Source organism: Kosakonia sp. MH5 (assembly GCF_009935945.1).
Classification (GTDB): domain Bacteria; phylum Pseudomonadota; class Gammaproteobacteria; order Enterobacterales; family Enterobacteriaceae; genus Kosakonia; species Kosakonia radicincitans.
The window spans coordinates 101,085-120,417 of sequence record NZ_QODH01000010.1 but is presented as its reverse complement, the minus strand read 5'-3'; the positions used below and the strand labels follow the sequence as shown (position 1 = coordinate 120,417).

The window sequence follows — 19,333 nt, the reverse complement described above, 5'->3', positions numbered from 1 at the left end:
GCCTGTTTGAATATTATGCCGGAAAAATACGCAGATATTCTCGTAATAATAATAACCTTTTTCACAGGCGGGTTTTTTAAAAAGAATATTAGCGGGAATATTCCTCTCCCGGAAAGGGAGAGGGGCAGGTGGTTAAAAATTCCAGTCTTCGTCTTCGGTTTCGACGGCTTTCCCCATCACGTAGGAGGAACCAGAGCCGGAGAAAAAGTCGTGGTTTTCGTCGGCATTTGGCGAAAGTGCGGCAAGAATGGCCGGGTTCACGTCCGCCATTTCCGCCGGGAAGAGCGCTTCATAACCGAGGTTCATCAGCGCTTTGTTGGCGTTATAGCAGAGGAACGCTTTCACCTCTTCGGCCCAGCCGCTCTGCGCGTATACATCTTCGGTGTATTGCAGTTCGTTATCGTAGAGATCCATCAGCAGATCCAGCGCGAAATTCTTCAGTTCCTCGCGTTTTTCTGCGCTGACTTTCTCCAGCCCTTTCTGGTACTTATAACCAATGTAGTAACCGTGTACCGCTTCATCGCGAATGATCAACCGGATCAGGTCTGCCGTGTTGGTCAGTTTGCCGCGGCTTGACCAGTACATCGGCAACCAGAAACCGGAATAGAAGAGGAAAGATTCCAGAAAAACGCTGGCGATCTTCTTCTTCAGCGGCTCATCGGCGCGATAGTGTTGCAGGACGATCTGCGCCTTGCGCTGCAACGCCGGGTTTTCTTCGCTCCAGCTATACGCGGCATCGACATCCTTGGTCTGGCATAGCGTGGAGAAAATCGAACTGTAGGAGCGGGCATGCACCGCTTCCATAAAGCTGACGTTCGACAAAACCGCTTCTTCATGCGGCGTCAGCGCGTCGCTCATTAACGCCGGTGCACCAACGGTATTCTGAATGGTGTCGAGCAGCGTCAGGCCGGTAAAAACGCGGATGGTAAGCTGTTGCTCCGCCGGGCTTAACGTCTGCCAGGCGGGAATATCGTTCGACAGCGGCACCTTTTCTGGTAGCCAGAAATTGCTGGTCAGCCGGTTCCACACTTCCAGATCTTTATCGTCCTGGATTTTGTTCCAGTTCACCGCGCTGATACGTGTTAATTGGCTCATCCTTTTCTCCTTATAACGCGCAGGACACGCAGCCCTGGATCTCAGTGCCTTCCAGCGCAAGCTGGCGCAGGCGAATGTAGTACAGCGTTTTGATGCCTTTTTTCCAGGCGTAGATCTGCGCTTTGTTGATATCGCGCGTGGTGGCGGTGTCTTTGAAGAACAGCGTCAGCGACAGCCCCTGATCGACATGGCGCGTGGCTTCGGCGTAGGTATCAATGATCTTCTCCGGGCCAATCTCATACGCATCTTCGTACAGCGCCAGGTTTTCATTGGTCATAAACGGGGCCGGGTAGTAAACGCGCCCGGTTTTGCCTTCCTTGCGGATCTCAATTTTCGACACAATCGGGTGAATACTCGATGTCGCATGGTTGATGTACGAGATGGAGCCGGTCGGCGGAACCGCCTGCAGGTTCTGGTTATAAATGCCGTAACGCATCACATCTTCACGCAGTTGCTGCCACATCTTGCGTGTGGGGAGGGTGATGCCGGAACGGGCAAACAGCGCACGGACTTTCTCCGTTTTCGGTTGCCAGTTGCCTTCCAGGTACTGGTTGAAGTATTCGCCGCTGGCGTAGCGCGATGCCGGGAAACCGGCAAAGTGCTGGCCGCGCTCGCGGGCGATCATCATCGAGGTATGCAGCGCATGCCAGGTGATGGTGTAGAAATAGAAGTTGGTGAAATCGAGCCCTTCCGGGCTGCCATAGGCAATACCTTCGCGCGCCAGATAACCGTGCAGATTCATCTGGCCCAGGCCAATGGCGTGCGAGGCGGCATTGCCGGTCTCAACAGACGGTACAGAGCGGATATGGCTCATATCGGACACTGCCGTCAGCCCGCGAATCGCGGTTTCCACCGTGCGGCCAAAATTCGGTGAATCCATGGTGTGCGCGATATTCAGCGAACCCAGGTTGCAGGAGATATCGTGGCCGGTCGTGGCGTAATCGAGGTTTTCATCAAACGTCGAAGCGCTGTTGACCTGCAAAATCTCCGAGCACAGGTTGCTCATATTGATGCGCCCGGCAATCGGGTTCGCGCGGTTCACCGTGTCTTCAAACATAATGTACGGATAGCCGGACTCAAACTGGATCTCCGCCAGTGTCTGGAAGAAATCGCGGGCGTTAATGTAGCTTTTGCGCACGCGATCGTCGGCCAGCAGTTCATCGTACAGCTCGCTAATCGCCACATCGCCGAATGGTTTGCCGTACAGGCGCTCGACATCATAAGGCGAGAACAGCGCCATTTGCGCGTTCTCTTTGGCCAGCCGGAAGGTGACATCCGGGATCACCACGCCCAGCGACAGGGTTTTAATGCGGATCTTCTCGTCGGCGTTTTCACGTTTGGTATCGAGGAAACGCAGAATGTCCGGGTGATGCGCATGCAGATAAACCGCGCCCGCGCCCTGACGCGCGCCAAGCTGGTTGGCGTAGGAAAAGGCATCTTCCAGCATCTTCATTACCGGGATCACGCCGGAAGACTGGTTTTCAATACGCTTAATCGGCGCGCCCGCTTCGCGCAGGTTAGAGAGCAGAAACGCCACGCCGCCGCCACGTTTGGAAAGCTGCAACGCCGAGTTCACCGCGCGGCCAATCGATTCCATATTGTCTTCAATGCGCAGCAGGAAGCAGGAAACCAGTTCGCCGCGCTGCTGTTTACCGCAGTTAAGGAAGGTTGGCGTCGCGGGCTGGAAACGACCAGAGAGGATCTCTTCCGCCAGCTGCCGCGCCAGCGCTTCGTCGCCCTGCGCCAGCGTCAGCGCGACCAGGCTGGCGCGATCTTCAAAGTGCTCAAGATAGCGTTTGCCGTCGAAGGTTTTTAGCGTGTAGCTGGTGTAAAACTTCCATGCGCCAAGGAAGGTCTGAAAACGAAAACCACTGGCGTGCGCGTGTGCAATCAGATCGACGACGAAAGCACGATCGTAGCGCGACAGCACGGTAGCATCGTAATAACCTTCGCTCACCAGCCAGTTCAGCCGTTCATCCTGGCTGCTGAAGGTGACGGTATTGGGGCGCACGTGATTCGCCATAAAGGCATCAACCGCCTCACGGTCTTTATCAAACTGAATGCGGCCATCTTTATCATAAAGATTCAGCATCGCATTCAGCGCATGGTAATCCGGCGTTTCGTGTTTCACGCGCTCTGCGGTTGTCGTTGCCAAAATTCGCTCACTCCTTTACGCACATTGTCGATGTCCTGCTGCGTACCCATCAGCTCAAAACGGTAGAGATACGGTACGCCGCATTTTTGCGAGACCACATCGCCTGCGCGACCGTACGCTTCACCAAAATTCCGGTTACCGGAGGCGATCACGCCGCGGATCAACGACCGGTTGTGCGGATCGTTTAAAAAGCGGATCACCTGGCGAGGAACCGCGCCTGCTGTTCCGCCGCCGCCATAACTGGGCACGACAAGGATATAAGGTTCGTCTACCTGGAGGCGTTCCCGCTCATTGAGCGGAATACGCACCGCCGGCAGCCCAAGACGCGTAATAAAGCGCTGCGTATTTTCGGAGCTGCTGGAGAAGTAGACAAGGGTACTCATGCGCTGGCCACGTTGGGAGCGCTGTGCAGGCGGTTGATCATATCCGGGCGAAAGCCGGACCAGCGCGTTTCCCCGGCGACAACCACCGGTAACTGACGAAAGCCCATCGCGCGAAGCTCATCGACTGCTTCGGGCACATGGTCAACGTTCACCATTTCGAACGCCAGGCCACGGCTTTCCATGGCGCGTTTCGTGGCGTGGCACTGAACACAATCATTTCGAGTGTAAATGGTAATGCGCATAATTCGTATTTCCGTTTAAAATAGAAGAACGGCGCGAAGGTTCGCGTCAGTTAGTGTGTGTGCTACTGAGAAGAATACTAGATGTAGTTATATAAAGATGCAACCACACAATATATAGGAAATTGTCATAGGCTTTGCCCAAAGGATGGACACAATGGGTAAGGGGGGGTTGTACACATTTTACACAGGCATACAGCGATGTGGCGGCAAATAAAAACCCCTGCGCGAGTTAACCGGGCAGGGGTTTTTGCGAAAAGAGCGGGTTTAGCGACGCAAACTGAGTAGCGCGCCGACGAAAATACCAATGGCGGCGGCAGCACCAACGCTGCACCAGGGTTTGTCTTTCACAAAGGTATCTGCGCAGCTCACAACGTCGCTCGCGGCTTGTTGCACACGGTTGCGGCCATGCAGACGTGCGCGGGTCTCTTTTAACAGCACCTGTGCTTTACGACGTGCGCTTTCCGCTTCGTCTTTGGCGTCGCTGCCCCATGATTTAAGTACCTCTTCGAGACTATCGGCTAATTGGCTGACATCGTTGTTGATATCCTCGACGCCTTCATCAACATCACGGCGATTCGGTCTGTTAAACATAGGATCCTCCCTCGTTTTTGATGTGAATTTTAGTTTAGACCATAATTTTTAAGGCCTGACGGCAATCACCTCTTTCACGCCCGTTTGTGGAATTTTCTGAATCACGGTCAATGCTTAGTCATGTAAGGTGGCGAGGCTGTAGAGAGATGACGAGGAAAATCTATGTACTTAAGACCCGATGAAGTGGCACGCGTTCTGGAAAACGTGGGATTTACAATGGATGTGGCGACGCCAAAAACCTATGGTTATCGTCGCGGTGAAAATTATGTTTATGTGAATCGTGAAGCGCGAATGGGCCGTACGGCGCTGGTGATCCACCCCACGCTGAAAGAACGCAGTTCGTCGCTCGCGGATCCCGCCTCGGACATCAAGTTGTGCGATCACTACCAGAATTTCCCGCTCTATTTTGGCGGCGATTCCCAGGAGCATTACGGCATTCCGCACGGATTCAGTTCGCGCGTGGCGCTGGAACGTTTTCTGAAAGGATTATTTGGCGAACAGCACTAAACGATGGCAGGCGTTGCCTGCCATCCGCTATCAGGCTTTAGCCTGGTGGTAACTGCTCACCCGGAACAGACGGCGGCAGTAATCGAGGAAGTAGCCGTAAACGGCGCCCATCATCATCGACAGCACGATATTGGAACTGACCGCAGCGACAATCTGATGCCAGTCCGCACCTACCGACCAGAGGATCGCCACGTAAACCGGCGACTGGAAGGTGACATATGCCAGCACATCCGCCAGATTTTTCATCCAGCCGGAAGGGCTAATACGGCGCGCATAACGCATAAAGGCATCGCGGTACAAACCATAAGGCCAGGCAATAATAATGTTTACCGGGATGGCGACCAGGCGCGATGAAAGTGACTGTTCGAAGCTCATTCCGGAGAGAAATATTTCAATCAGCATGTTCACGACCGAACAATAGACAACCATCGCAAAGGTGTCTGCTGCGGCGTGACGCAGGCGAGACTGCGAAGAGAACATGGTGCTGCTCCTTGAGAATCAACGAAAAGGCGAATAAACAGGTCTTTTAGCGTTTTGAAGTGGCTGAATTAATGCGGATAGAGTATCCATCTGGTTTGAAACTAACAACTAGTGATAAATTTTTATTTTCTTTTCTTTGTTGGATAAAGCGCTCTGTGTTTGTGCGTTTTCTGCTCATTTCATTATTTTAACTGGAGTGGTTGTTAAATTTATTCAATATCAAAAGCTTATGGATGATGTGAGAATAAATGCAGCACTCTGAAGGGGAAGACGCGGCGCGTTTTAGCGTACTCTGCTTCCGCCGTGCAGATAAAACAACCAACAGCATTTTTTATGCTGATAAGGGTGTTTTTGTGGAGTTTAATTCTGATGTGGTGCGTGATTATTTATGCTTATGTTTTGCATAAAATAATAGTCAGGGCGGTGGGGAACGCCCACCGCTGAGGGATTAACAGACGCCGAAATCGCCGTCTTCTTTATATGGCGAGACATCTTCCGCTTTCAGCGTAATTTTGTCTGCCGTCTCATCGTGAACGGGAACCGCAACGATTTGATCCTGATGAACTTCAAGCACTTTAAGTTTTGGCCCGCCAACGCGCGGTTGCACAATATCGCCGACAGAAAACATACCTTCCTCCTTTCTCATTTGTTGTGTCTCTAACCTTAGCCTGGAGGTCGTAGGGGGTACAGCGTAAAAGAGGGTAAAAGCGCGCGACGGAGGTGGCGGTACATTGCAGAGTGGCTATTCTTAAAGAGAAAGTCTTTTATTTCAATTACCTGAATTTTTCTGCATGGGAGGCAATATGGGTTTCTGGCGCATTGTCCTGACGATTATTCTTCCGCCGCTCGGCGTGCTGCTGGGCAAAGGCTTTGGCTGGGCATTTATTATCAATATCCTGCTCACCCTGCTGGGCTACGTTCCCGGTCTGATTCACGCTTTCTGGGTGCAGACCCGCGATTAACACAAAGGCGCGATAACAAGTATCGCGCCTTTGCGAAGTTATCAGAACGTTTCCCAGTTGCTGTCCCCGGAGGCTGCCGTCGGCGTAGCCGGGCGCAGCGCTGTCGGTTTTGGCGTACCGGCTTTTTTGCTCAGCAGCGTGCTGTGCCCATTCACGCGGAACACCGCCACTGCCTGACGCAACTGCTCGGCCTGCTCTTCCAGCGCCGCAGAAGCCGCCGCCGATTCCTGCACCAGCGAGGCGTTCTGCTGCGTGACGCTGTCCATCTGCGATACCGCAAGGCTGACCTGCTCAATCCCTTTGCTCTGCTCATCGGAAGCGGAGGCGATTTCACCCATAATGTCGGTCACGCGCGTCACCGCGTTGACGATCTCTTTCATGGTATCGCCCGCTTCGGCAACCAGCGTGGTGCCAGAGTTTACGCGGTTCACCGAGTTTTCAATCAGCGTCTTAATCTCTTTTGCTGCCTGTGCGCTGCGGCTTGCCAGCGTACGTACCTCACCGGCCACCACGGCAAAGCCGCGTCCCTGTTCGCCTGCGCGGGCGGCTTCCACCGCAGCGTTCAGCGCCAGAATATTGGTCTGGAAGGCGATACCGTCAATCACACTGGTGATATGCGCGATTTGTTGGGAGCTATCGGAAATTTCGCTCATGGTACGCACCACATTGCTGACCACTTCGCCTCCGCGAGCCGCCGTATCGGAGGCATTTTTCGCCAGCAGCGATGCCTGGCGGGCGTTATCGGTGTTCTGCTTCACGGTAGCGGTGAGTTGCTCCATGCTGGCCGCGGTCTCTTCCAGCGAAGCCGCCTGTTGCTCGGTACGGGAGGAGAGATCGTTGTTGCCGGTGGAGATCTCGCTGGCGCCGGTGTAGATCGAATCAGAACTGTTACGCACCGCGCTGACGGTTTGCACCAGCGCTGATTGCATCTCATGCAGGCCGGTTGCCAGTTGGCTCATCTCGTTGCGGCCTTCGGCAGCGATCGATTGTGTCAGATCACCTCCGGCAATGGCGCGAATATGTCCCATAATGCTGTGCAGCGGCCGCAGCAGCAGGTGTTGCAGACCCAGCCAGATCATGACCATTACGGCAATCACTACCAGCAAAATTACGCCCAGCGTCCATTGCATACTGGTAAAGCTGTTCTGGTTTTGCTGTGCCGCCGCTTGCAGGAAGGTGTTGTTTTCCGCCCGCCACTTCGTATAACTGGCGTCCATATCATCCTGCGCCTGTTGCGCATCCAGGTTACCGTAAGCCTCGTAATTATTGGCCCGCAGGAAGGTGATCGACTGCTGCAAAACGTCATGCATTTTGCTGATGTTTTGCGAAACTTCGTCGGCTAATGCACTGTCCTGGCCCGCCACGCGCGGCGTGTTTTTGTAGTTATTAAAATAACCTTCTGCTTTGCCGAGTGAGTCGGTTGCCGTGGTGAGGAGTTTATCGATGCTGGCAAGGGAGGCCGGATCGCGTTGGTTTTTCAAAAAGCGAATCGCCACGCGTGTAACGGTGACGCGTGTTTTGATCAGCGTGTTAACGCTGTCGCCTAAGTTTTCTTGCTGTGCGTTAAGAACCCCGGTGTTCTGGAAGTTCAGCCTGTCATTATTGACTGCAGAGTAGAAAAGTCCCCCGGTGACCAACTGGAGAAGACAAAATATCGAAAGAGCAATAATGATGCCGGTAATAACCCGTATATTTTTGAGCATGGCCATAGTCCGTGAGAGAGTCGGGATTGCTCTGTTAATATCGGCCTGGTCAAAGTTAACTTTATGATCGCTTTTTAAACACTTAAATAAGACTTAAATAAGTGCCCGGCATATCACATGCCGGGAAGTGCGTTACAGGTTGTTGCGGTGTTTTTTTACTGCCAGCGCAATACGCGGCTCCAGCAATTTCGCTACGGCGGCGAATACCGGCACCACCACCGAGTTGCCAAACTGGCGGTAAGCCTGCGTGTCGGAAACCGGGATGCGAAACGGCTGTTCGCCGACTTTTTCAAAACCCATCAGACGCGCGCATTCGCGCGGCGTCAGGCGACGCGGGCGGCGCGCCTGGTTCTCTGCATTGCCGAAATCGGCTTCACCCAGCGCTTTATCCCAGCCACGATCGACAAGGATCTCTGAACCGTCTTTGTGATAGCGTGCCGACAGCGTGCGGGCCACGCTTGCGGCATTGGTGGGATCCACCAGCCCGAAACCGAAGCCATTCCCTTTTGCCGCATGTTTTTGCGCATAGCGATAGAGGTACTCCCAGAGCTTGGGCGACAGCACATATTTGCTGTCGACCGTCGGGTCGAGTAGTTGGCCGAAGGTCGGGCGCTGCGTGGGGTAAAAGCGGTCGATATCGCGCAGGGTAAAACCTTCATTGAGGTGTAAATCGCGGCGAAAACCAACCAGCACAATGCGTTCGCGGTGCTGCGGTAAAAAGTGGCGGCCATCAATGATTTTCGGATCGTCTTTGCCGGAAGCATCGGCATCGGCCACGTCATAGCCCAGTTCATCCAGCGTATTCATGATCACGCTGAAGGTTTTGCCTTTGTCGTGGCTTTTGAGGTTTTTGACGTTCTCCAGCACGAAGATAGCCGGACGCCGCGCTTTGATAATGCGCGCAACGTCGAAAAACAGCGTTCCCTGCGCTTCGCACTCAAAACCGTGGGCGCGACCGAGCGCATTCTTTTTACTTACCCCGGCGAGGCTAAAAGGCTGACAGGGAAAGCCCGCCAGCAGCACGTCGTGCTCGGGGATCTGCTGTTTGATATGGGCGTAAGCCTGGGCTTCAGAGACGGCAGGATTGCCGCTCAGCGTCACTTCGCGGATATCCTGATTAAAGGTGTGCGTGGACTTATCGTTGTACCAGTTGGCTTTATAGGTGCGCACCGCGTTTTTGTTCCATTCACTGGTAAACACGCACTGCCCGCCGATAGCTTCAAACCCGCTGCGAATACCGCCAATACCGGCAAAGAGATCGATAAAACGGAAACGATAGTTGGGGTGATGAGCGGGGGGCGAGGGGAGCAGCGCACGCAGTTGCGCCTCTTCGGCGGCGGTCAGCGTTTTGGCGCTGCCTTTACCGTTTATCCAACGGTTGAGCGATTCACGGCTCCATTCCGCTTTACCCGCCTTTTTCAGCTGCTCGGCCACGTACTTTTGTCCGTAGATTTCAAGCACCTGATCGAGTAATGCCCGGTCGCGTTCCTGCTGTCGCTGTTGTTCAGTCTCTGCCTGCGCCAGCAGTTCCTGTGCGAGTGAATCAAATTCCGCCATGGCGTCTCCTTGGATTGACGCTCTGAAATATATCACTCATTTGACCCAGAGGAGAAACGCCAGACAAGCTGTTATTGGCGGATAAACGCAACCGGTACGCTTTCCGTCAACCACACGCCGTTATCGGCCTGATAGAAAACAAAGCCTTGCGCGTGCATCCGCCCCGCTTCAACGGTGAACACCACCGGTTTGCCGTGGCGCTGACCGACGGCGGTTGCGGTCACCTCATCGGCAGATAAATGCACATATTTTCACACTTTGTTCCATGGCATTTTCGCCAGCAGCAGCGCCATGCCGCACCAGCCGCTGACTCCGGCGAACAGCAGGCCTGCGCCGACAAAACCGGAGAGCAGGAAAAAGCCCGGATGCGCCGCGTAACCGAGTATCACGCCGAGCAGGATCAGGCTGCCCGCCACCATTTGCACCTGCTGCATCAGCGGACGCGGCTGGCGTTTATCTTCCACTGTTGGCAGGTGCGCCTGCTTCCAGCCATTTAGCCCGCCTTCGAGAATGGCCACCGGCGCTTGCCCTGCGACACGTACCAGCGCATCGGCATTCTCCTGCGTACGTCTGCCGGACTGGCAGTGAAAAATCACTGTTTGTGTGGGCGAGTCGGTAGTAATTGGCGCACCGTTCAGCAATGCTTCCAGCGGCAATGAGACGGCGCCAGGCAGGTGCTCGCGGCGAAATTCATCAGGCTGGCGAATATCGATAAGCAGTGCGCCTGCCGCTTGCTGTGCGCGGGCGTTAGCCGCGGAGATCCGGGTATAAGACATAGTTACTCCTGCGGGCAGTAGAGCCCCTTGAGTGTGCTGATGATTTTGCCAACCGCTTCATCTTTAATGAAGTAGTTGACCCGCTGCGCCTGGCGCAGGCTTTCAACCAGACCTTCCTCTTTCATCCGCGCCAGATGTTGCGATGTCGCTGAAGGGCTAAGGCCCGTGATGGCGCTTAGTTCACCCGCAGAGGTGCCCGGCGCGTCGCACAGCATGCAGAGGATCAGCAGCCGGTGCGGGTTGCTCATCGCTTTCAGTAAGCCGGATGCCTGCTCAGCCTGTTTCTGAAGTAACGGGATATCGGGTTTGGTCATGATTGTTTAGTTTTTTCTAAATTTAGATAAATCTAAAATAAAGAGCGAAAGAATTCAAGCACTGAATAAATCCTTAACATTTTTGGTTTGAATTCTCTTCAACACCTTCGTTTACTGAGGGTTATGTGTGGCGATATTTCCGGAGAAGAATGTGAAGGTTTTGAAATATGCGCTCTGCGCTGTCAGCGTCTGGGTTCATGGCGCGAGCGCCTGGAGTAATGCCTTGCCCGTCGGGCCTGCGGCAGGCGATCAATCGCTTTCACCTTTTTATATCTGGGACGGTTCTTTACCTGCGAACCCCGGCATGATGCTGCGCGAAGAGCCGCTTCCCGCACAGCCGGAAATCACCGCAGCCAGCAAGGCGCAACGCATTCTGTATACCTCGCGCGATAAACGCTGGAACGCCGGAATTGTGCCGGTCAGCGGCGCGCTTTGGTTCCCGAAAGGCAATCCACCGGCCGGAGGCTGGCCGGTTCTCGCCTGGGCGCACGGTACGCTGGGCGTTGCCGATAGCTGTGCGCCGTCGTGGACTAACCCGACAGCACGGGATGCGCATTATATTAACCAGTGGCTCCAGCAGGGTTTTGCGGTTGTCGCCACCGATTATCAGGGGCTCGGCGGGCCGGGGCCGCATCCGTATATGAACTGGGAAGCGGAAGGACGCTCAGTGCTCGACAGCGTACGTGCGGCGTTACAGGCCTATCCGCAGCAGCTCGCGAATAACCTGGTGATCAGCGGCCAGTCGCAGGGATCGGGCGCGTCGCTTGGCGCCAGCCTGATTGCGCCGGATTACGCCCCGGAATTGAAACTGCGCGCCACCCTTGCCACGGGGGTGGTGGCAACGTTTCCGGATGGGCCAGTGAAACCCGGCAATGCGCGTCCGGGCAATCGCGATCCATCACGCTTTACGATGTTACGATTGATTGGCGGCTCGCTGCCGGATGGCGCGCCGCCCGCTGAAAAATGGGTAACAGAAAAGGGGGCGAAGTTGCTGGCATTGGCGAAAACCGCCTGTATGAGCGAGCTGGGCCGCTATGAGCGCCACGAAAAACTCGACGGCAGTGCGGCATTTATCGGCGGTTCCGCGCAGGTCACTAATGCGCTGTTGCCGGTAACCGATATGCCGGTCAAAGCCTTCCCGGCGCCGCTATTTGCCGCCACGGGGCTCGCCGATCACACCTTATCGCCGCACCACCAATATGCCGCAGTGGCCGCGCTGTGCGCCGGGGGTAATGCGGTGGAGTGGAAAACCTATCCCGGCATTACCCATAACGGCACCGTCAACGTCGCTTTTGCCGATGAACTGAAGTTTGTCCGCGGCGTGATGGAAAACGCTCCGCAGCCCAACAGTTGCGGCTCGTTGCAGCCGCCCGGGAAATTGCAGCAGCCCACAAAGGGCGTTGCGTTTAATTAGTCGCACAAAAGTCAGCTTTATACCGAAAAGCGGTGAGCGGCGAAAAATAAGAATGGCTACGGGTTCGCAGGGGAAAAGCGGTAGCGCCAGAGTCATTTACTTTTTGGCGACCAAAGAGGTTATCTATTTGATTATGGCTTATCCGAAAAACATCAAAGATAACCTGACTGATGTGGAAAAGAGTGAATTGAAAAAACTGACGAAATTACTGAAAAATGAGGTGTGACATGCATTTTTTTGACGAACTAAAAACCTCTCTGGAAGAGGCTGTAGACATCAAAAATGGGGTTAAAGCGCCAGCAAATGTCACCCGCTATGAAATAGCTGATGTAAAAGCGATTAGAGAGCAACTCAACGTTTCACAAAGTGAGATGGCGAAAGCGATGGGAACCAGCGTTGATACCATTAAAAGTTGGGAATCCAAACGGCGTAACCCGACAGGCCTGGCAGCCAAGGTACTGGCAACAATTCAGGCAAATCCCGATTTCTTTCGTGAACTTGCCGCCCATTAAACAACAGCCCCATCGGGGCTGTTGTTCTGTTACCTGGCCAAATATCTGAATTCCGGGCCGTCATTACTGTGCATGACGCCAGCGCAATGTCGCGGGCAGTACGCGCTGCGGCATTGCCGGTTCGTTGCCCTCAATCATTTGGGTGATTATCTCGAAGCAATCCTGCGCCAGACGCGGCACGTTCTGCTCGACGGTGTCGATGTGCAGCGACAGCGAATCATACAGGTAGTGATCGTCAAAGCTGGCGATATGGATGTCGCTCTCCAGCAAATGGTGCTGGCTCATATAGCGCAGCACCCCTTCGAGCAGCCCGCAGGCGGCGGTAAACAGCGCCTTCGGCGGGCGACCCAGCCTGGCGCACAGCGCGGCGAACATCTCGTAACCGCTGCTCGGGTGGTAGTTACCGTGAATAATCCACTCCGGGCGCGGCGTTACGCCCGCACGCTCCAGCCCCTGCATAAACCCGGCGAGCCGATCTTTGGTGGGAGAAAGCCGTGGCTGGCCGCCAAGAAAGTAGATTTCATCGGGGTTTGCCCGTGCCAGGCGTTCGACTAAATCCGCCGTCGGCGTCAGCGAATCGGTGATCACCAGCGGCAACTGAGTGTCATTGATGTGGCGGTCAAACAGTACCACCGGCAACTGTTCGCTGAGCTTCACGTAGTCGCTGTCGCTCTGCATGCTGGAGGCGACAATCAGGCCATCCACCTGGCGCGCGACCAGGTTATTGACCACCACTGTCTCCTGGCTGGCATTTTCGTCGGTACAGGCGATCAGCAGTTGCAGACCGGCTTCGCGGCAGAGGTTTTCCAGCTCATGGGAAAAAACGGCAAAACCGTAGTTGGTGATTTCCGGCACCACCAGCCCCAGCGTGTGGCTGCGGTTTTCACGCAGCAGACGGGCATAAAGGCTCGGCTGGTAGTGATGCTGTTGGGCGATCGCCAGCACGCGGTCGCGCGTCTCCTGCGCCACGCGTAGCTCTTTGCCGCGGCCGTTAAGCACCAGGCTGGCAGTGGCTTTCGACACCCCGGCCAGCGCAGCGATATCACTGATGGTAACGCGTTTTGTTTTTCGCACGGTTTTGCATCGTTTAAGGAAACAAGCACTTATTCTACCATGCAAGAACGTAACGACCAGTAGTGGGCCTGTACTTCTGCGCCTCCGCGCAGGGTTAATTGCGCCGGATGCGTCGGGAAATAGCGGCTGCTCATCACCCCTTCGCCCTCGTTGATAAAGATCTCCACGCTTGAGCGATCGCAGAGGATCTGCAACTTCTGCGCGCTGCCGCGCCAGTAACGGTACAGCCACTCGCCGGTTTGCAGGCTGCGACGGGCCAGACGCAGTTCGTCGCCGCGCCATTCGAGAATGAGCGTATCGGCGAAATTCAGCGTTAACCCGCCCTCGCTTTCCAGCACCAGCTCAAGTTGCTCTGCCTCCAGCGCAGGCATCGCTTCTGCCGTACCGCGATAGCGCTGTTCTTCACCGCGCAGCGCCTGTAGCTCAGCAACCGGCTGCTGATAGAGCTTACCGTTATGTTCAGTCAGTTCACGCAGGCAGGTCATCTGGTGGATCCAGCCATTCGCCACGGTTGGCTGTAACATCTCTTCGCCATCCGGTACGCCCATCCAGCCGACCAGCAGGCGGCGGCCATCATCGGCGAGCGTGGTTTGCGGGGCGTAAAACTCAAACCCGGCATCCAGTTCGGCAAACTCACCGTGCTGATACTGCGCGCCGGCGTAATCCAGCGTACCGCTGAGATAGGCGCTCGGGTAGGTATTGAGGTAGCGTTTCTCCTCACGCGCTACGCCCTGCGGGCAGCAGATCAGAAAGGTGCGGTCGCCGAGGGTGAACATATCCGGGCACTCCCACATATAGCCCGCATCGCCCAGCCCGTTCAGGTCGCTACCGGCGATTTCACCGAGGTTTTGCCAGTTCCACAAATTCTCTGAGCGCAGCAGCAGCACCTTGCCCTGCAACTGTAAATCCTGCGCGCCCAGCACCATGTACCATTGCCCGTCGTGCCGCCACACTTTCGGATCGCGCACATGGCCGGTGTAGCCGTGCGGCAACGGAATGGCCGGGCCGAGCTTGTCGAAACCGCCGTCGCTGTTTTGTACCGCCAGGCACTGCCACGCGGTGCGGGAACCATCGTCAAACTTCACGTTGCCGGTGTAGCACAGCGTCAGTACGCCATTGTTATCAATGGCGCTGCCGGAGTAGCACCCATTGCGGTCATACTCTTCGTCGGGCATCAGCGCGATCGGTTCATGTTGCCAGTGGACTAAATCCGCCGAACTCCAGTGCGCCCAGCATTTGTGCAGGTGCTGACACCCCAGCGCATTCCACTGGTAGAACAGATGATAACGCCCGGCGAACTGGATAAAACCGTTCGGATCGTTAAGCAGCCCGGTCACCGGCGCAAGATGCCAGGCGGGGTAGTGCGGGTCTGCCAGCGCTTTCGGCTGGCCTTTCATTACTGCCTGCAACATGGCAGGCAGCAGGGTTGTTGAAGCCATTATTCGGAGTCCGTTTTGTATTTCAGCAGGTAAGAGATAACAAACGCGGCGCTAAATGCAATCACCATCCCAATAACATAGTTGAGCAGCGAGCTGGCCTGCACAATCGCCATACCAGGGATGCCCGTCAGGCCGACCGCCGTCATATACACATGCACTGAAACCACCCACGCGCCGCCCGCAGCCCCGCCGATAAGCGCGGCGATAAAGGGTTTTACAAAGCGCAGGTTAATACCGAAAATCGCCGCCTCGGTGATGCCGAGCAGCGCCGAGAACGCCGAAGGCAGGGTAATGGCTTTGATCTTCGCATCTTTCGTTTTAAACCACACCGCCAGACAGGCACCGCCCTGCGCGACGTTAGCCATCGCCCAGATCGGCAGCAGGAAGTTGACGCCGATAGATGGATTGCCCAGCAGCCCGGCTTCAATCGCGTGAAAACTGTGATGCACGCCGGTAATCACAATCACCGAATAGAGCCCGCCGAACAGCATACCGGCCAGCCAGCCTGCATGGCTAATCAATGTGCTGAGGACAAAAGAGATGCCGTCGCCGAGTGCGCGCCCCGCCGGGCCGATAACCAGCATGGCGATAAAACCAGAGATAATCACCGTCAGGAACGGCGTCAGGATCAGATCCAGCGCATCCGGGATCACCCGGCGCAGTTGCTTCTCCAGCAGGCTCATAAACCACACGGCCAGCAGCACCGGGAAAACGGTCCCCTGGTAGCCGATCATCGCCACTTCGATACCGAAAAAGTTCATGGTATGGAAGCCCGCCGCCACGCCCCAGGCGTTGGTCAGCGCCGGGTGCGTCAGAATGCCGCCCAGTGTCGCGCCAAGATAGGGGTTACCGCCAAACTCGCGGGCGGCGGTAAAGCCAATCAGGATTGGCAGAATGATAAACGCCGCCGAGCTGAACATGTCGAGCATGATGTACAGAGCGTTGTCCGGGTTCACCCAGCCGTAGGTTTTCACCATTCCCAGCAGCCCCATCAGCAAGCCGGAGGCAACGATCGCCGGGATAATTGGCACGAAAATGTTCGACAGCAGGCGGGCAATACGCTGGAACGGATTGAGCTTGCGCGCGGCGATATCGGCGGCTTCTGACTTGCTCGATTCGTTGATTCCGGCCTCGGCGATAAACGCGGCGTAGACTTTATTCACCACACCAGTGCCGAAAATAATCTGCAACTGCCCGGCGTTACGAAAACAGCCTTTCACGCCGTCAATTTTGCCGATCGCCGCGGTATCGGCTTTCGCGTCTTCCACCAGCACTAAGCGCAGGCGCGTGGCGCAGTGCGCGGCGCTGGCGATATTATCCTTACCGCCCAGCAGCGGCAGCAGCGCGCGGGCAATTTGTGCAAAATCCATAACAACCTCTGTCTTCTCGTTATTGTGGTGTTAACCCGGTTGAGACGACCCCCGCACCCCGCAGGGGCCGAACTCATTAGAACCAGGTCTCCATTTGGACGCCGAAGTTCCACTCGCCGCCGGATTTAAAGCCGTTGCTGCCAAAGGCATCATCGCTGGCGTACTTATCCAGACGGTGATCCCAGTCCATCCAGGTGGCGAACAGGCGGATTTCCGGGCGTTTGAGGAATTCGCCGACGTCGCTGGCTTTCAGCGTCGGGGCGACGGTCAGTTTATAGAAGCTACCGCTCACTGCGTTACGGCTGTTGTAGCCTTCCGGGCGCAGATCCATGTACTGGTAGCTGCCTTCGTACTGCATTTCGAAGTTTTCGGTGATCCCCTGAATCAGGCGCAAGTTGGCGGTCGCCCACTGGTAACTGTCGCCTTTGACGTAGCGATCTTTACTGCTTTGCGCCAGTACGGCCGGTGCAATATGCCAGCCGCCGCCCAGCGGTGTGATGCCGTAGCTGGCGAGGCGCCAGGTGTTCGCTTCCGGCAGCAGCGCGCCGTCGGAACCGATTGATTTCACCTCTGCGCCCAGCCCGTGGCCGTAGAGCAGGGCGGTTTTCGCCGAGCCTTCCCGCAGCCCATAGAAGCTGTCGTTATGCAGGCCGAGCAGCGCATGTACACCGGTATTCGCGGCGTCGCCCTTCACTTTATTGCCGTCGAGATCGACACGATCGTCGTTATCTTTGGCGCGCATGCCACTGACCATCAGTTGCAGCGGGCCGTAGAAGTTGTTCAGCGACAGAATATAGTTCTGCGCCGTGTTTTCACTGTTCTCAATGTCGCCGAAGGTGCGGCCGTAAATTGACAGGTTGCTGTGTGTGTCATCATTCCACTTCATGTCGTAGATCCCTGCGCCGGTCCCGGCGAGGAACACCACATCGGAGTCGATCCAGTGGATATCAAAGTTATCGCGGTCAAAACGTTTACCGGCCCAGACGGTGGAGTCTTTAAATGCGCCGGTGAAGCTCGGTAGATGGCCGATTTCGGTAAACGCCTGGCGCAGGTTGAGATCGCTGCTGGAGGCTGTCCAGTCGTTATAGGTTTTTTGCCCGTCGGCCAGCATTACCTTAAAGCGCGTGGTTGCGCCGTTTGCCAGCGTCTGTTTATGTTCGAGGTTCATCTCGACATAGGTATCCGGTTCGTTACCCAGGCGACCGACATGACCACCGGTTTCACCTGCCGGGGTCACCGTTGGTCCGCCCTGCGTTTTAGCAGCGGAGTTGTTCATCAGCAGGCCGGAGCGGGCGTAGCCGTGGAACTCAAACCCGCCTTCATCGGTGGCTTTTTGCTCCAGTTTGGCAGTGCGCTGCTCAACCTGGCTGGTCGTGGTTTGCGTCTGCTGCTGCGCGGTTGCCAGTTGCTGCGCCTGTTTTTCCGCCGCTTTGGCGCGGGTTTCTGCGGCATTTGCGCGTTGTTCTGCCGCCTGTAAACGCTGTTCCAGCGCGGCAAGACGAGCTTCTATACTGCTCATGCTGGGATCGGCTGCCAGTGCAGCGCCAGAGCTGAATATCAAACCAAGGGTTACAGCAAGCGTGCTTTTTTTCATCATTTTGCATCCCTAAGGAAGAGCTATCATCACAGGATTGTTTTTTTGCTAAACCGGTTTAGGTGATGAATCATACGCACGGCTAATTTCATCACGCAATCAAATTTGCTAAACCGGTTTAGTGATTGTGAGACGGCTCGCAAAACGAAGCGGCACTCAGACGGGTTGTTCTTCCAGTTGATGACGATAGGGCAAGGCGGTCATCGCGCCTTTCGCCGTGGTGGCGAGTGCTCCGCAGCGCTGCGCGGTGGCAAGACGTTCGCCAAGTTGCGCCTGGGTATCCGGTAGCCCGTGCTGCGCCAGCTCCCACAGTAATCCGGCAACAAACGCATCTCCCGCGCCGGTGGTATCGACGCTGATAACCGGCTGTGTCGGCCAGGCGCTGAGCGCGCCGCGCAGGCAGGCTTTGACGCCTGCTTTACCCTGCGTCACCAGCAACAGCGGGATGGCGAAGCGTTCGGCCAATTGCTGCATGCTGGCGTCGATATCCGCCTGGCCACTAAAAAAGGCCAGCTCTTCTTCCGAGAGTTTTACCACGTCCGCCAGCGTGAAGGCCTGGCTCAGGGCATCGTGCAACTGCTGCGGATCGGCCCACAGATCGTGGCGGATATTCGGGTCGAAGCTAACAAATCCCCCGGCCTCACGGATGCGCGTCATCGCCGTAAACGTGGTGCTGCGCGACGGTTCAGCAGAGAGCGCAATCGAGCAGCAGTGCAACCATTCGCCGCGCTGAAAGGGGGGTAAATCATCCACAGCGAGAAACAGATCGGCGCCCGGTCGTACCATAAAGGTAAATGAGCGCTCACCCCCTTCATCGAGCGCGACTATCACCGTGGAGGTGCGCTGCGCCGGATCGGCAGACATAAACGCGGTATTCACCTGTTCGGCGTCGAGGGTTTGACGCATAAAATGACCAAAAGGATCGTCACCGACGCGGCCGATAAAACCGCTGTTTCCCTGCAAACGCGCAATACCGACCGCCACATTCGCTGGTGCGCCGCCGGGACACTGCAACAAGCGCCCTGCGCCTTCCGGCAGTAAATCGACCACGGCGTCGCCCAGACACCAGACTCGTGCTGACATAACTCTCTCCCGCTTTAAAATAATCGCTAAAACTTAACTAAACCGGTTTAGCAAATCAACTGCATCGTTAAGTTGTCATCTT

21 protein-coding genes and 2 pseudogenes are annotated in these 19,333 nt (G+C 55.7%); 6 read left to right on the top strand and 17 right to left on the bottom strand.

The features are described from left to right. Positions 1–132: 132 nt before the first annotated feature. The 5 genes from nrdF to DK872_RS22475 all read right to left on the bottom strand — a co-directional run bounded on the left by nrdF (position 133) and on the right by DK872_RS22475 (position 4,466). Entirely contained in the window at positions 133–1,095 is a 963-nt protein-coding gene (nrdF, locus tag DK872_RS22495) for a class 1b ribonucleoside-diphosphate reductase subunit beta (protein WP_007370578.1), read from the bottom strand. 10 nt (positions 1,096–1,105) lie between these two features. Next, complete coding sequence (nrdE, locus tag DK872_RS22490; RefSeq protein ID WP_161518866.1) at positions 1,106–3,250, bottom strand: class 1b ribonucleoside-diphosphate reductase subunit alpha; 2,145 nt, start codon at positions 3,248–3,250, stop codon at positions 1,106–1,108. Beyond that, positions 3,223–3,633, bottom strand: coding sequence for a class Ib ribonucleoside-diphosphate reductase assembly flavoprotein NrdI (nrdI, locus tag DK872_RS22485; RefSeq protein WP_007370580.1), 411 nt, complete (start codon positions 3,631–3,633; stop codon positions 3,223–3,225). The genes nrdE and nrdI overlap by 28 nt, the downstream gene beginning before the upstream one ends. Then, positions 3,630–3,875 carry a glutaredoxin-like protein NrdH gene (nrdH, locus tag DK872_RS22480; protein ID WP_007370581.1) on the bottom strand — a complete coding sequence of 82 codons (246 nt, stop codon included), beginning with the start codon at positions 3,873–3,875 and terminating at the stop codon, positions 3,630–3,632. Before nrdH ends, nrdI begins: the two co-directional genes overlap by 4 nt. 264 nt (positions 3,876–4,139) lie before the next feature. After that, positions 4,140–4,466: a DUF883 domain-containing protein gene (locus DK872_RS22475; protein ID WP_007370582.1), complete on the bottom strand. Its 327-nt coding sequence runs from the start codon at positions 4,464–4,466 to the stop codon at positions 4,140–4,142. Between the two features lie 162 nt (positions 4,467–4,628). On the opposite strand from DK872_RS22475, the gene DK872_RS22470 reads away from it, so the two are divergent. After that, positions 4,629–4,973 (top strand): DUF2002 family protein, encoded by a 345-nt coding sequence (locus tag DK872_RS22470; RefSeq protein WP_007370583.1) that lies wholly within the window; start codon positions 4,629–4,631, stop codon positions 4,971–4,973. A gap of 30 nt (positions 4,974–5,003) precedes the next feature. Here DK872_RS22470 and alaE read toward each other — a convergent pair whose 3' ends face one another. Beyond that, positions 5,004–5,453 carry an L-alanine exporter AlaE gene (gene alaE, locus DK872_RS22465; RefSeq protein ID WP_007370584.1) on the bottom strand — a complete coding sequence of 150 codons (450 nt, stop codon included), beginning with the start codon at positions 5,451–5,453 and terminating at the stop codon, positions 5,004–5,006. Between the two features lie 248 nt (positions 5,454–5,701). Between alaE and DK872_RS22460 the strand changes: the two genes are divergently transcribed. Next, positions 5,702–5,860 (top strand): hypothetical protein, encoded by a 159-nt coding sequence (locus DK872_RS22460; RefSeq protein WP_154066863.1) that lies wholly within the window; start codon positions 5,702–5,704, stop codon positions 5,858–5,860. 41 nt (positions 5,861–5,901) lie between these two features. On the opposite strand, the gene DK872_RS22455 is transcribed toward DK872_RS22460, so the two are convergent. After that, positions 5,902–6,081: a hypothetical protein gene (locus DK872_RS22455; protein ID WP_007370586.1), complete on the bottom strand. Its 180-nt coding sequence runs from the start codon at positions 6,079–6,081 to the stop codon at positions 5,902–5,904. Between the two features lie 175 nt (positions 6,082–6,256). Here DK872_RS22455 and DK872_RS22450 point away from each other — a divergent pair, with 175 nt between their 5' ends. After that, positions 6,257–6,415, top strand: coding sequence for a YqaE/Pmp3 family membrane protein (locus DK872_RS22450; protein ID WP_035890145.1), 159 nt, complete (start codon positions 6,257–6,259; stop codon positions 6,413–6,415). A 41-nt stretch (positions 6,416–6,456) separates the two neighbouring features. On the opposite strand, the gene DK872_RS22445 is transcribed toward DK872_RS22450, so the two are convergent. From DK872_RS22445 to DK872_RS22425, 5 genes and pseudogenes are all read right to left on the bottom strand, one after another. Beyond that, entirely contained in the window at positions 6,457–8,118 is a 1,662-nt protein-coding gene (locus DK872_RS22445) for a methyl-accepting chemotaxis protein (protein ID WP_161518865.1), read from the bottom strand. Positions 8,119–8,250: 132 nt separating this feature from the next. Beyond that, the gene (locus DK872_RS22440; protein WP_072439171.1) at positions 8,251–9,675 is read right to left on the bottom strand and encodes a DNA cytosine methyltransferase; all 1,425 of its coding nucleotides are present in this window, start codon (positions 9,673–9,675) and stop codon (positions 8,251–8,253) included. Positions 9,676–9,746: 71 nt separating this feature from the next. Beyond that, positions 9,747–9,926 (bottom strand): annotated as a pseudogene (locus DK872_RS22435) (RNA 2'-phosphotransferase); the annotation flags it as partial. Next, positions 9,927–10,451: a rhodanese family protein gene (locus DK872_RS22430; protein ID WP_071921271.1), complete on the bottom strand. Its 525-nt coding sequence runs from the start codon at positions 10,449–10,451 to the stop codon at positions 9,927–9,929. A gap of 2 nt (positions 10,452–10,453) precedes the next feature. Beyond that, positions 10,454–10,765 carry a helix-turn-helix transcriptional regulator gene (locus DK872_RS22425; protein ID WP_007370592.1) on the bottom strand — a complete coding sequence of 104 codons (312 nt, stop codon included), beginning with the start codon at positions 10,763–10,765 and terminating at the stop codon, positions 10,454–10,456. A gap of 151 nt (positions 10,766–10,916) precedes the next feature. On the opposite strand from DK872_RS22425, the gene DK872_RS22420 reads away from it, so the two are divergent. From DK872_RS22420 to nadS, 3 genes and pseudogenes are all read left to right on the top strand, one after another. Next, positions 10,917–12,179 (top strand): lipase family protein, encoded by a 1,263-nt coding sequence (locus DK872_RS22420; RefSeq protein ID WP_090398511.1) that lies wholly within the window; start codon positions 10,917–10,919, stop codon positions 12,177–12,179. A 31-nt stretch (positions 12,180–12,210) separates the two neighbouring features. Continuing rightward, positions 12,211–12,405, top strand: a pseudogene (locus tag DK872_RS22415) (type II toxin-antitoxin system RelE/ParE family toxin); the annotation flags it as partial. A 1-nt stretch (position 12,406) separates the two neighbouring features. Further along, positions 12,407–12,691, top strand: coding sequence for a NadS family protein (gene nadS, locus DK872_RS22410; protein ID WP_035890123.1), 285 nt, complete (start codon positions 12,407–12,409; stop codon positions 12,689–12,691). A 63-nt stretch (positions 12,692–12,754) separates the two neighbouring features. Here nadS and DK872_RS22405 read toward each other — a convergent pair whose 3' ends face one another. The 5 genes from DK872_RS22405 to DK872_RS22385 form a co-directional block, all read right to left on the bottom strand. Beyond that, a complete protein-coding gene (locus DK872_RS22405; protein WP_071921269.1) occupies positions 12,755–13,765 on the bottom strand; it encodes a substrate-binding domain-containing protein in 1,011 nt (336 codons plus the stop codon). Between the two features lie 29 nt (positions 13,766–13,794). Next, entirely contained in the window at positions 13,795–15,204 is a 1,410-nt protein-coding gene (locus tag DK872_RS22400; RefSeq protein ID WP_107147310.1) for a sucrose-6-phosphate hydrolase, read from the bottom strand. Further along, positions 15,204–16,574: a sucrose-specific PTS transporter subunit IIBC gene (locus DK872_RS22395; protein ID WP_035890117.1), complete on the bottom strand. Its 1,371-nt coding sequence runs from the start codon at positions 16,572–16,574 to the stop codon at positions 15,204–15,206. The genes DK872_RS22400 and DK872_RS22395 overlap by 1 nt, the downstream gene beginning before the upstream one ends. 76 nt (positions 16,575–16,650) lie before the next feature. Further along, the gene (locus DK872_RS22390) at positions 16,651–18,168 is read right to left on the bottom strand and encodes a carbohydrate porin (RefSeq protein ID WP_035890143.1); all 1,518 of its coding nucleotides are present in this window, start codon (positions 18,166–18,168) and stop codon (positions 16,651–16,653) included. Positions 18,169–18,324: 156 nt separating this feature from the next. Further along, on the bottom strand, positions 18,325–19,251 hold the full coding sequence (locus tag DK872_RS22385; RefSeq protein ID WP_035890115.1) for an aminoimidazole riboside kinase: 927 nt from the start codon (positions 19,249–19,251) through the stop codon (positions 18,325–18,327). Positions 19,252–19,333: the final 82 nt, after the last annotated feature.